The sequence below is a fragment of the Escherichia sp. E2661 genome, assembly GCF_004745185.1.
In the GTDB taxonomy this organism is placed as follows: Bacteria; Pseudomonadota; Gammaproteobacteria; order Enterobacterales; family Enterobacteriaceae; genus Escherichia.
In genome coordinates this window covers 128,462-140,947 of sequence record NZ_PDIG01000031.1, presented here as the reverse complement: position 1 = coordinate 140,947, position 12,486 = coordinate 128,462, and the positions used below count along the sequence as shown (strand labels likewise).

Below are 12,486 nucleotides of genomic sequence, written 5' to 3'. Positions count from 1 at the left end.
TCACCAGATTTGCGGTAGCCTTTTATCCAGTTTTTAACCATGTTGTGGCTGGGAATGTTAAACCGGGCAGCCACCCGGGGTAGAGACTCAGAATGCCCGAGAGCATAAAGAACTACGCGAAGTTTATCTTCAGGAGAATAGCTACGCTTGTGCCTGCAATCCAGTGCCAGAGGACCGTGAAGAAGAAAAAGATTAATCCAGTGTGAGAGGCTGGTGTGAGAAAGCTGAAATAGCTTTGCCGTAGAAATGATGCCTGCATGACCAGCCAGGTAATGATTTACAGCGGCAAGTTTTACTTCAAATGAATGTTTCATAAACTGCACCTTCAGATGTCAGATTGTGTCCAACATTTGGGGTGCAGTTCAGACGCGTCTTATCCGGCCTACATGTCCCCGCCATTTTGTTTAACGGGTGATCCACAACGTGGGCCAGGCGTCTGGCCCATGCCAGTTATCGCAGGTCGGTTCTGCGGCGTAGCGCACCAGTCGAAAACGCTGGCCGTCAAAACGCCAGCGCGCCTGAATGCCACAATCGCTTAATCCGCGACCTTTCGCTAAGGTCACCAGTTCACGCGTTTTTTCATCAAATGTCGCGTTCATCAACTCCAGTTCATTCGTCTCCTGACCGTTGTTGAACGGCAAACGTAACCGTACCGGGCGCGAGGCCAGTGGCTTTTTACGCGATACAATCCATGCCAAATCAATGGTGTTATAAGCACCTGCCTCACAGCTAATCATCATCAGCGCTTTATCATCGGTCAGTGCTGTAACGCTCACCTCACGCCGCAATGGATCAAGCGAGCAGCGCAGACCATTCATCCGCCAGTTACCGTAATCCAGCAAATCGTTACGTTCTTCGAGTGAGAGTGGCGTCGGCGTTGGGTTAACCACCGCGACCTCTTTCAACGCAGGCGCGGGCGGTACGCTGAGCGGCGGCTCGTCCCCTTTCTTTATCCACGCGGTTTCACTGCCAACGCGCTTTTGCTGGGCATCAATAAACAACAACGCCGCTTTTAAGCCATTCAAAGAAATGGTCTGATCGCCATCGCGTAAGGTGATTGCCTTCCCTTCCTGAATCATCTGCAAAAACGCGGTGATGGTTGCCGTATCATCGGTTACTAATAACCATGGTGAAATCCGCCATTTGTCACCACTTAACGCCAACGGCTCACCATCTAACAGCAGCCGTGGCGCTATTTCCCCTTCCGACACATCCGGTGATTTCAACCCGCCGCGCTCAATACGTAAAACGGCGTCGGTATGCGCCCCGGCGCTGCGGCTCAGGGTCATCACAAGTCCATTATGATCGCCAGTATTGCGCGCCACGCAGAAGTTTTGGTTATTACAGGTGACCTGCCAGTCGGAAAACGCCCGTTGCGCTGGTGCCGCCCACGCCAAAGACGTCGGCAACAAAGCGAAAAAAAAGAGAAGGAAAATGCGATAGCGCATGGACGGTACGACCCCAGAAGTTCAAACAAACAGCACAAGTCGTATCTTCGTTGCGCAGGTAGCACGGCTCAATCGGATTTATCGGATTGAGCCAATAATAAACTACGAAATATTATTGTTATTTTTCAGTCCATTAAATGTGACGTTTGCAAATAGTTAAGCAATAACACCGTCTTACCGTCTCGTATCTCACCGGTTTTGATCATCTCCAGCGCCTGGCTGAACGGCAGCTCGAGCACTTCAATATCTTCATCTTCGACACCGCCACCGGCGTTAGCGCGCTGATTGTCACTGTATTCGGCGATAAAAAAAGTGGATTAGCTCAGTCACACCGCCTGGCGACATATACAGTTCAAATAATTTGCGCACTTCGCCCACTTCATAACCCGTCTCTTCAATCGCCTCTTTGCGAATGCACACTTCCGGTTCGTCGTTATCCAGCAGCCCGGCGCAGGTTTCAATCAGCTGCCCGCTTTCATTGCCATTAACCCAGGTAGCGACACGGAACTGACGAATCAGAACCACGGTCTTTTTCTTTCGCGTTGTACAGGAGGATCGTCGCACCATTACCGCGATCGTACACTTCACGTTTATGGCGGATAACTTCGCCATCTTTGCGGGTAAGATCGTAGGTAATGTTGTGCAGGGTGAAATAGTTATCGGAGAGAATTTTGTCTTTAACGAGGGTGATTTGTTGCGTCATACCGACTCCACAGCGCGAAATGAACAATTATCTTACGCTGTGAAGTCGGGTTTGTCTGCGCAGGCTATCAGTGAGATTTGACTGATTTTACGCCTAGCCAGTCAATGATCCCCTGTGCCGCATGACGTCCTTCTGCCATTGCGGTAACCACCAGATCCGCACCACGCACGGCGTCGCCACCGGCGAAGATTTTCGGATTGGTGGTCTGGTAACGGTACTGGCTTTCAACGTCCGCCACGATGCGGCCCCATTTATCCACCGTTACACCGTGCGACTCCAGCCACGGCATCACGTGCGGGTTGAAGCCAAACGCCATAATCACCGCGTCGGCTGGCATCACAAATTCACTGCCCTCAATCGGTACAGGTCGCCGACGCCCTTGTGCATCCGCTTCGCCAAGACGCGTGCGCAGGAAACGAATCCCGCAGACGTGACCTTGTTCATTCAGCTCAATCGCCACTGGCTGAACATTAAACTCGAAGTTCGCCCCCTCTTCGCGGGCGTTCTTCACCTCTTTTTTCGAACCTGGCATGTTGGCTTCATCACGACGGTAGGCACAGGTGACGTTGCTCGCGCCGTGGCGCAGCGCAGTACGCACACAATCCATCGCGGTATCCCCACCGCCCAGTACTACCACATTCATCCCGGCGGTATTAATAAATGGCTCTTCCGGTAGCTCTTCAAGTCCCATCACCTGTTTAGTGTTGGCGATGAGGAACGGCAGCGCATCATAAACGCCCGGCGCATCTTCATTGGGTAAACCCGCTTTCATGGAACGGTAAGTGCCTACGCCAACGAAGACTGCATCGTATTGTTCCAAAAGCGAATCCAAAGAGACATCTTTACCCACTTCACAATTGAGTTCGAAGTGAATCCCCATCGCGCTGAAGATTTCCCGACGGCGTGCCAGCAGGGATTTATCCAGTTTGAAAGAAGGAATGCCGAAAGTGAGCAAGCCACCGATTTCGGGATGGCGATCGTACACCGTCACCGCCACGCCATTGCGGGTCAGAACATCCGCACAGGCCAGTCCTGCCGGACCCGCACCGATAATCGCCACCCGCTTGTCCACTTTGGTGACATGACTTAAGTCAGGACGCCAGCCTTTCGCCAGCGCCTGATCCGAAATGTAGCGTTCAATATTGCCGATAGTCACCGCACCGTGCTCATCGCGAATAGTACAGGCACCTTCGCACAAGCGGTCTTGCGGGCAAACACGCCCGGTAATTTCCGGCAGGGTGTTGGTCTGGTGAGAAAGCTCGACGGCAGCATCGATGTTTCCGGCTTTCACCAGTTCAATCCACTGCGGAATATGGTTATGCAGCGGGCAGGTCCATTCACAAACGCTGTGCTCGCCGCACTTAAGGCAGCGCGAGGCTTCCCGTTGTGCCTGGTCGGCACGAAACGGCAGATAAATTTCATCAAAACCAGTTTTGCGCGCTTCAATCGCCAGTTTATCCGGCTCACCACGCGCGGGCGTTGCCTGCATTTGCTCGACTTTACTCATTACCGGCATTTCTTGTGCCGCGGTACTGGCATGCCACGGTTGATGTTCCTGCCGCGCGGTGCGCAGGCGGCGGGATTTCGCCATGCCGGAGAGTGCAGCGTCAGTGACCAGTTGCAGCGCGTCCGCCGGGCAATTCTCTACACAGGCAGGACCGTTTTCGCGCCCTGAACACAGGTCGCATTTATGCGCGGTGGCTTTAACTTTGCCCGCCGCGACGGGCGTCAGGACGATTTGCATCGTACCAAATGGACAGGCCACCACGCAGGATTTACAGCCAATACATTTTTGCTGATTGACCTGAATGCTGTCATCAACGTGGCTGATCGCGCCATTAGGGCAGCTACGGGCACAGGGCGCATCTTCACAATGGTGACAGGTCACTGCGCTACGTTGCTGCTGATGTTTAATAACCGTAATTCGGGGGTGAAAATGGTGCTGACTCAACACGTGTTGCTCATCATTGTGAGCCATCACACAGGCCACTTCACAAGCATGGCACCCCAGGCATTGCTGACTGTTGGCCATAATAAAACGATTCATAACGACCTTCTTTTTTGGTTGTAAAAACCTTATTCTTTATATGAGTGTTGTTATTACCCGACTTACAGGGGAATCGGCAATGTTCATGTGCCCAGAAAAAGTAACTATTTCGCTATAAACTGTGGCAGATCAAATAATCCCATTGCTTACCAAATTGAGTTTCAGCGAGCTGTAACATTCATTATTTTATGTGGAGAAGACGCGTGTGATTGTTAAACGACCCGTCTCGGCCAGTCTGGCCCGGGCCTTTTTTTTTTTTTTACATTGTGCTGCTGTCGATTCTTTCCACGGGTATCGCTCTGCTAACTCTGGCGAGCAGTTTGCGCGACGCTGAGGCTATCAATATTGCCGGATCGCTGCGTATGCAGAGTTATCGTCTGGGTTACGATCTGCAAAGCGGAAGTCCACAGCTTAACGCACACCGCCAACTGTTCCAGCAGGCACTGCATTCACCGGTATTAACCAATCTCAACGTCTGGTATGTGCCAGAGGCAGTAAAAGCCCGCTATGCGCATCTGAATGCCAACTGGCTGGAGATGAATAATCGGCTCATCAAGGGTGATTTGCCGTGGTATCAGGCCAATATTAATAATTATGTCAATCAGATAGACCTGTTCGTGCTGGCTTTGCAACACTACGCTGAACGCAAAATGCTGCTGGTAGTGGCGATTTCACTGGCTGGCGGCATCGGTATTTTCACGCTGGTCTTTTTTACTTTGCGCCGCATACGCCATCAGGTGGTAGCCCCGCTGAATCAACTGGTTACCGCCAGTCAGCGTATTGAACACGGGCAGTTCGACTCGCCGCCGCTGGATACCAGTCTACCCAATGAACTGGGCCTGCTTGCAAAAACCTTTAACCAGATGTCGAGCGAGCTGCATAAGTTGTACCGCTCGCTGGAAGCGTCAGTAGAAGAAAAAAACTCGCGATCTCCACGAGGCCAAGCGTCGCCTGGAGGTGTTGTATCAGTGTTCGCAGGCACTGAACACCAGCCAGATTGATGTGCATTGTTTCCGCCATATTTTGCAGATTGTTCGCGACAATGAAGCGGCTGAATATCTGGAGCTGAACGTTGGGGATAACTGGCGGATTAGCGAAGGGAAGCCAAACCCTGAGCTGCCAATGCAGATTTTACCGGTCACCATGCAAGAGACGGTTTACGGCGAGCTGCACTGGCAAAATAGCCACGTGTCATCATCAGAACCACTACTTAACAGCGTTTCATCGATGCTGGGACGCGGTTTGTACTTTAATCAGGCGCAGAAGCATTTTCAGCAGTTACTGTTGATGGAAGAACGTGCGACCATCGCCCGCGAACTGCACGACTCGCTGGCCCAAGTGCTTTCTTATTTACGTATCCAGTTGACGTTACTGAAGCGTTCGATACCCGAAGATAACGCCACTGCACAAAGTATCATGGCCGATTTCTCCCAGGCGCTGAATGATGCTTATCGGCAGTTACGCGAGCTGTTAACCACTTTCCGACTGACGCTACAGCAGGCGGATCTCCCCTCTGCACTGCGTGAAATGCTGGATACATTACAAAACCAAACCAGCGCCAAACTGACCCTCGACTGCCGTCTGCCAACCCTGGCGCTGGATGCGCAGATGCAGGTGCATTTGTTGCAAATTATTCGCGAAGCGGTGCTGAACGCCATGAAGCACGCCAACGCCAGCGAAATTGCCGTTAGCTGCGTCACCGCGCCGGATGGCAATCACACAGTTTATATTCGCGACAACGGTATTGGCATCGGTGAACCAGAGGAACCCGAAGGCCATTATGGTCTGAATATCATGCGCGAGCGCGCGGAAAGATTGGGGGGGACGCTGACTTTTTCGCAACCTTCCGGCGGCGGCACGTTAGTGAGTATTAGCTTTCGCTCTGCGGAAGGTGAGGAAAGCCAGCAGATATGATGCTGCCTACTATTCATTAAATACTGGCATTTTAGGTTCAGTATAAAAGGGCATGATAATTTACATTATCTCCTTTTTTTCTCCACGATTGGCTCGTACCTTGCCGCTACAGTGAAGCAAGGCATGCCCATAACGATACGCAGAACTACGAGGTCCTCTTTTAATGGCGAATTTCTTTATTGATCGCCCCATTTTTGCCTGGGTGCTGGCAATTCTGTTGTGTCTGACAGGAACCCTGGCCATTTTCTCATTGCCCGTTGAACAGTACCCGGATCTCGCGCCCCCCAACGTGCGAGTGACCGCTAACTATCCTGGCGCATCGGCCCAGACGCTGGAAAACACCGTGACCCAGGTTATCGAGCAGAATATGACAGGCCTCGATAACCTGATGTATATGTCATCACAAAGCAGCGGTACTGGACAGGCGTCAGTAACGCTCAGTTTTAAAGCTGGTACAGATCCGGACGAAGCAGTGCAACAGGTGCAGAACCAGTTGCAGTCGGCCATGCGTAAACTACCGCAGGCGGTGCAAAATCAGGGCGTGACGGTGCGTAAAACCGGCGATACCAACATTCTGACTATTGCCTTCGTCTCAACCGATGGTTCGATGGATAAACAGGATATTGCCGATTACGTTGCCAGTAATATTCAGGACCCGTTAAGCCGCGTGAACGGCGTTGGTGATATCGACGCTTACGGTTCGCAATATTCGATGCGTATCTGGCTGGATCCGGCAAAACTGAACAGTTTCCAGATGACCGCCAAAGATGTCACTGACGCCATTGAGTCGCAGAACGCACAGATTGCGGTTGGACAGCTTGGCGGTACGCCGTCGGTCGATAACCAGGCACTCAACGCCACCATTAACGCCCAATCACTGTTGCAAACGCCAGAACAGTTCCGTGATATCACTCTGCGAGTGAATCAGGACGGTTCGGAAGTGAAACTGGGTGATGTCGCCACTGTCGAAATGGGAGCGGAGAAATACGATTATCTTAGCCGTTTCAACGGTAAACCAGCCTCGGGGCTGGGGGTAAAACTGGCCTCCGGTGCAAACGAAATGGCAACGGCAGAACTGGTAATCAACCGTCTGGATGAACTGGCGCAGTATTTCCCGCCCGGACTGGAGTACAAGGTGGCGTATGAAACCACCTCGTTTGTTAAGGCCTCCATTGAAGACGTAGTGAAAACTCTGTTAGAAGCTATCGCGCTGGTTTTCCTCGTCATGTATCTGTTCCTGCAAAACTTCCGCGCTACACTGATTCCAACTATCGCTGTGCCGGTAGTGTTGATGGGAACCTTCTCGGTGCTTTATGCCTTCGGCTATAGCGTCAACACCTTAACCATGTTCGCGATGGTGCTGGCTATAGGCCTGTTGGTGGATGACGCCATCGTGGTGGTGGAAAACGTCGAACGTATTATGAGTGAGGAAGGACTCACTCCTCGCGAAGCCACACGTAAATCGATGGGGCAAATCCAGGGCGCACTGGTCGGGATTGCAATGGTGCTTTCTGCCGTATTTGTGCCAATGGCCTTCTTTGGCGGCACCACCGGGGCTATCTATCGCCAGTTCTCTATAACCATTGTTGCGGCAATGGTGCTGTCGGTTCTGGTGGCGATGATCCTGACTCCAGCATTGTGCGCCACGCTACTTAAGCCACTGAAAAAAGGTGAGCATCACGGGCAGAAAGGCTTTTTTGCCTGGTTTAACCAGATGTTCAACCGCAACGCCGAACGCTACGAAAAAGGGGTAGCGAAAATTCTCCACCGCAGCCTGCGCTGGATTTTGATTTACGTCCTGCTGTTAGGCGGTATGGTGTTCCTGTTTCTGCGTCTGCCGACGTCGTTTCTGCCTCTGGAAGACCGTGGCATGTTTACCACCTCGGTACAGTTACCCAGCGGTTCGACTCAGCAACAGACCCTGAAAGTGGTGGAACAGATCGAGAAGTATTACTTCACCCATGAGAAAGACAACATCATGTCGGTGTTTGCCACTGTCGGTTCTGGCCCAGGAGGGAACGGGCAAAACGTGGCACGAATGTTTGTCCGCCTGAAAGACTGGAGCGAACGCGACAGTAAAACAGGCACCTCGTTTGCCATTATCGAACGTGCAACAAAAGAATTTAATAAAATCAAAGAAGCTCGCGTTATCGCCAGTAGCCCGCCTGCTATCAGCGGTCTTGGCAGTTCCGCTGGATTTGATATGGAGTTGCAAGACCACGCCGGGGCTGGTCACGATGCGCTGATGGCCGCGCGTAATCAACTGCTGGCGCTCGCGGCGGAAAACCCAGAACTTACCCGTGTGCGCCATAACGGTCTGGACGACAGCCCGCAATTGCAGATTGATATCGACCAGCGCAAAGCGCAGGCGCTGGGCGTTGCCATTGACGATATTAACGACACGCTGCAAACCGCGTGGGGCTCGAGCTATGTGAATGACTTTATGGATCGCGGTCGCGTGAAGAAAGTCTATGTGCAGGCTGCCGCGCCGTATCGCATGCTGCCAGATGACATTAACCTGTGGTATGTGCGTAACAAAGACGGCGGCATGGTGCCTTTCTCCGCCTTCGCGACCTCTCGCTGGGAAACAGGCTCGCCGCGTCTGGAACGCTATAACGGCTATTCTGCGGTAGAGATTGTCGGGGAAGCCGCCCCGGGCGTCAGTACGGGTACCGCGATGGATATTATGGAATCGTTGGTGAAGCAGTTGCCGAACGGCTTTGGACTGGAGTGGACAGCGATGTCGTACCAGGAACGACTTTCCGGTGCGCAAGCTCCGGCGCTGTATGCCATTTCATTGCTGGTGGTATTCCTGTGTCTGGCTGCACTTTATGAAAGTTGGTCAGTACCGTTCTCGGTAATGCTGGTTGTACCGCTGGGGGTTATCGGCGCACTGCTGGCAACCTGGATGCGTGGGCTGGAAAACGATGTGTACTTTCAGGTTGGCCTGCTAACAGTCATTGGTTTGTCGGCGAAAAATGCCATCCTGATTGTTGAGTTTGCCAACGAAATGAATCAAAAAGGCCACGACCTGTTTGAAGCTACGCTCTACGCCTGCCGTCAGCGTTTACGTCCGATTCTGATGACATCGCTGGCGTTTATCTTCGGCGTATTGCCGATGGCGATCAGCAGTGGTGCCGGTTCCGGTGGTCAACACGCAGTCGGTACTGGCGTAATGGGCGGGATGATTTCTGCCACCATTCTGGCGATTTACTTCGTGCCGCTATTCTTTGTGCTGGTGCGTCGTCGCTTCCCACTGAAGCCTCGACCAGAATAAGCAATAAAAAAGGCGACATACGTATGTGTCGCCTTTTTTCAACTCTCTGATAAAGAACCTGACGTCAGGTTCTTTCATTTCCTGTTCTGGAAATTACTTACGAAGCATAACTTCGATAAAGTCTTTCCAGTTCCCCAGTTCACGTTCAATCATAACAACCTCTCTTATAATTATGGGTATTCTACGGAAACAATATACCGTGGTGAAGCTAATTTATTCGATTGCTGTGATTACTACCTCCGGGGCAAAGCCTACGTTAATACTATGGCCCTGTGACAGGGATTTTTATGTGATGAACAGCAACATTTCGACATATTCATACGGATTCTAATACTGAATTAATTCTGTTTAAAATACAAAAATATACCAAGAGGAACATTCTTAATAATGGCATTAAAATTGTTCACAACCATTTAATAATTGTTAAGTTAAATACCTTAATAATGTTATATTGCCTGATAATCATTTACGGGAAATATGTATCAACCGCCAAATGATTAGTTATTCTTAATAATCGCAAAAGGATTCATTATGGTTACCCTTTACGGTATCAAAAATTGTGACACCATTAAAAAAGCACGCCGTTGGCTGGAAACCAATAACATCGACTTTCGCTTTCACGATTACCGTGTTGATGGCCTGAACAGTGAATTGTTGAACTCTTTTATCAATGAATTAGGCTGGCAAGCGTTACTTAACACCCGTGGCACCACCTGGCGCAAGCTGGACGAAGCCACCCGCAACAATATCACCGATGCGGCCTCCGCTATGGCATTAATGACTGAAATGCCTGCAATCATCAAACGCCCATTGCTCTGTGCGCCAGGGAAGCCTATGCTGCTGGGTTTCAGTGAATCCAGTTATCAGCAATTTTTCCATGAGGTGTAGTCTATGTCGTGTCCGGTTATTGAGCTGTCACAGCAGCTTATTCGCCGCCCATCCTTAAGTCCTGATGATGCAGGATGTCAGGCAATCATGATCGACCGTCTGCAGGCAATCGGTTTTACCATTGAACGCATGGATTTTGCGGATACGCAGAATTTTTGGGCGTGGCGTGGGCAAGGAGAAACCCTGGCCTTTGCCGGACATACTGACGTAGTCCCCCCTGGAGATGCCGACCGTTGGATCAACCCACCATTTGAGCCAACCATTCGCGATGGCATGTTGTTCGGGCGCGGCGCGGCTGATATGAAAGGCTCGCTGGCGGCAATGGTAGTGGCAGCAGAACGTTTTGTCGCGCAACATCCCAACCATAAAGGCCGACTGGCGTTTCTGATCACCTCAGACGAAGAAGCCAGCGCCCACAATGGCACGGTCAAAGTAGTCGAAGCTTTAATGGCGCGTAATGAACGGCTGGATTACTGCCTGGTCGGTGAGCCGTCGAGTATCGAAGTGGTTGGCGATGTAGTGAAAAATGGCCGTCGTGGATCGTTAACCTGCAACCTTACCATTCATGGCGTGCAAGGGCATGTGGCCTACCCGCATCTGGCTGATAATCCAGTACATCGCGCAGCACCTTTCCTTAATGAATTAGTGGCTATTGAGTGGGATCAGGGCAATGAATTCTTCCCGGCGACCAGTATGCAGATTGCCAATATTCAGGCGGGAACCGGCAGTAACAATGTTATTCCGGGTGAACTGTTTGTGCAGTTTAACTTCCGCTTCAGCACCGAACTGACTGATGAGATGATCAAAGCACAGGTGCTTGCCTTGCTGGAGAAATATCAACTGCGTTATACGGTGGATTGGTGGCTTTCCGGGCAGCCATTTTTGACCGCGCGCGGTAAACTGGTGGATGCAGTCGTTAACGCGGTTGAGCACTATAATGAAATTAAACCGCAGCTACTGACCACAGGCGGAACGTCCGACGGGCGCTTTATTGCTCGCATGGGGGCGCAGGTGGTGGAACTCGGGCCGGTCAATGCTACCATTCATAAAATTAATGAATGTGTGAATGCTGCCGACCTGCAGCTACTTGCCCGTATGTATCAACGTATCATGGAACAGCTCGTCGCCTGATGAGTCGTTCTGTAAGAGGAAATAAGCATGGACTGGCTGGCTAAATATTGGTGGATTCTGGTGATTGTCTTTTTGGTGGGCGTCCTGCTGAACGTGATTAAAGATCTCAAGCGCGTCGACCATAAGAAATTTCTCGCCAACAAGCCGGAGCTTCCCCCGCATCGTGATTTCAACGATAAGTGGGACGATGACGACGACTGGCCGAAAAAGGATCAACCGAAGAAGTAAGCTGAGGGGCCGGATAAGGCGTTAACGCCGCATCCGGCAACGGTGAACAATGCCTGATGCGACGCTCACGCGTCTTATCAGGCCTACGCAGCTGTTATTACATCATTTCAATTACATCATCATCGCCCGGCTTACCGCCGCTTAGCGCTTCGTCGAAATAATGTTTTGGAATGGTATAACGCAAGTGATCCAGGGCAAATTGCATACTGCGATTGTCGATCGCATGCCCCAAATCTTCCACGATATCCAGCGTCACATCACCACCGGCACTGATTAACGCTTCCTGCGCCGCAACCGCATGCGCCAAATCGATAACCGGATCTTCACCACCATGAATCAAGTGAATTGTCGTGGCTGTAGACGCGGTTTCCGGCAGACTGGCATAGCGTCCGTTAAAAGCAATGACGCGTGAGGCAAGGCCAGGCTCGGCTTTAATACTCTCCAGCGCCATAATCGCGCCTTGTGAGAAACCGATTAGCGCCGTGGCGTTAGCCCCTACTCCGCTCTGTTTCTGCCAGTAGCGCACCGTCTCAATAAACGTCGGCATGATGGCATCCACACGCGCCTGGCGATTATCTTCCGTAATCCCCTGCACCGAAAACCACTGGCGCCCCGCCGGATTACCGCTCGGCTCCGCGCCACCGACACTCACCACCAGCGCATCCGGGAACAGCGGTGCAAACCAACTGCCGATCTCCCCCATCGCTACCGGGTTATCGCCGACACCGTGAAAAAGCAGCAACAACTGTTGCGCAGGTTTATCCGGGCTTTGAACAACAAAATGGTCATGTTTCATGTCGAACTCCTTAACTAATGTCATTAATTTTACGCCGCTGACTCACAATGACCA

At 51.5% G+C, this 12,486-nt stretch carries 9 protein-coding genes and 2 pseudogenes; 5 read left to right on the top strand and 6 right to left on the bottom strand.

Translation table 11 applies throughout. The annotated features are described in order from the left end of the window. From CRI63_RS15750 to aegA, 4 genes and pseudogenes are all read right to left on the bottom strand, one after another. The coding region (locus CRI63_RS15750) for a helix-turn-helix domain-containing protein (protein ID WP_135520048.1) at positions 1–314 on the bottom strand (314 nt) is incomplete at its 3' end. A gap of 90 nt (positions 315–404) precedes the next feature. Further along, complete coding sequence (locus CRI63_RS15745) at positions 405–1,448, bottom strand: DUF1176 domain-containing protein (RefSeq protein WP_135407519.1); 1,044 nt, start codon at positions 1,446–1,448, stop codon at positions 405–407. 125 nt (positions 1,449–1,573) lie between these two features. Further along, positions 1,574–2,151: pseudogene (gene nudK / locus CRI63_RS15740) on the bottom strand (GDP-mannose pyrophosphatase NudK). 67 nt (positions 2,152–2,218) lie between these two features. Beyond that, positions 2,219–4,198, bottom strand: coding sequence for a formate-dependent uric acid utilization protein AegA (gene aegA / locus CRI63_RS15735; protein ID WP_135520046.1), 1,980 nt, complete (start codon positions 4,196–4,198; stop codon positions 2,219–2,221). Positions 4,199–4,403: 205 nt separating this feature from the next. Between aegA and narQ the strand changes: the two are divergent. Together narQ and acrD are read left to right on the top strand one after the other, a co-directional pair. Next, positions 4,404–6,112 (top strand): annotated as a pseudogene (gene narQ / locus CRI63_RS15730) (nitrate/nitrite two-component system sensor histidine kinase NarQ). A 163-nt stretch (positions 6,113–6,275) separates the two neighbouring features. Then, the gene (gene acrD, locus CRI63_RS15725; RefSeq protein WP_064526280.1) at positions 6,276–9,389 is read left to right on the top strand and encodes a multidrug efflux RND transporter permease AcrD; all 3,114 of its coding nucleotides are present in this window, start codon (positions 6,276–6,278) and stop codon (positions 9,387–9,389) included. Between the two features lie 93 nt (positions 9,390–9,482). Here acrD and ypfM read toward each other — a convergent pair whose 3' ends face one another. Beyond that, positions 9,483–9,542, bottom strand: a complete 60-nt coding sequence (ypfM, locus tag CRI63_RS15720) for a protein YpfM (RefSeq protein WP_001386977.1) — start codon at positions 9,540–9,542, stop codon at positions 9,483–9,485. A gap of 378 nt (positions 9,543–9,920) precedes the next feature. On the opposite strand from ypfM, the gene CRI63_RS15715 reads away from it, so the two are divergent. Genes CRI63_RS15715 through CRI63_RS15705 form a run of 3 tightly spaced genes read left to right on the top strand, consistent with a single transcriptional unit; the run spans position 9,921 to position 11,636 of the window. Then, complete coding sequence (locus CRI63_RS15715; RefSeq protein ID WP_130207437.1) at positions 9,921–10,277, top strand: ArsC family reductase; 357 nt, start codon at positions 9,921–9,923, stop codon at positions 10,275–10,277. Positions 10,278–10,280: 3 nt separating this feature from the next. Continuing rightward, positions 10,281–11,408, top strand: coding sequence for a succinyl-diaminopimelate desuccinylase (gene dapE, locus CRI63_RS15710; RefSeq protein WP_135520044.1), 1,128 nt, complete (start codon positions 10,281–10,283; stop codon positions 11,406–11,408). 27 nt (positions 11,409–11,435) lie between these two features. Beyond that, positions 11,436–11,636 (top strand): YpfN family protein, encoded by a 201-nt coding sequence (locus tag CRI63_RS15705; RefSeq protein WP_000383836.1) that lies wholly within the window; start codon positions 11,436–11,438, stop codon positions 11,634–11,636. Positions 11,637–11,733: 97 nt separating this feature from the next. Here the strand turns inward: CRI63_RS15705 and ypfH are convergent, their stop codons facing one another. Beyond that, entirely contained in the window at positions 11,734–12,432 is a 699-nt protein-coding gene (ypfH, locus tag CRI63_RS15700) for an esterase (RefSeq protein ID WP_000679812.1), read from the bottom strand. Between the last annotated feature and the right edge of the window lie 54 nt (positions 12,433–12,486).

Excerpts from the sequence above, each read along its gene's own strand:
- CRI63_RS15745 (WP_135407519.1), bottom strand. The coding sequence starts at position 1,448 with ATGCGCTATCGCATTTTCCTTCTCTTTTTTTTCGCTTTGTTGCCGACG.
- aegA (WP_135520046.1), bottom strand. The coding sequence starts at position 4,198 with ATGAATCGTTTTATTATGGCCAACAGTCAGCAATGCCTGGGGTGCCAT.
- acrD (WP_064526280.1), top strand. The coding sequence starts at position 6,276 with ATGGCGAATTTCTTTATTGATCGCCCCATTTTTGCCTGGGTGCTGGCA.
- CRI63_RS15715 (WP_130207437.1), top strand. The coding sequence starts at position 9,921 with ATGGTTACCCTTTACGGTATCAAAAATTGTGACACCATTAAAAAAGCA.
- dapE (WP_135520044.1), top strand. The coding sequence starts at position 10,281 with ATGTCGTGTCCGGTTATTGAGCTGTCACAGCAGCTTATTCGCCGCCCA.
- CRI63_RS15705 (WP_000383836.1), top strand. The coding sequence starts at position 11,436 with ATGGACTGGCTGGCTAAATATTGGTGGATTCTGGTGATTGTCTTTTTG.
- ypfH (WP_000679812.1), bottom strand. The coding sequence starts at position 12,432 with ATGAAACATGACCATTTTGTTGTTCAAAGCCCGGATAAACCTGCGCAA.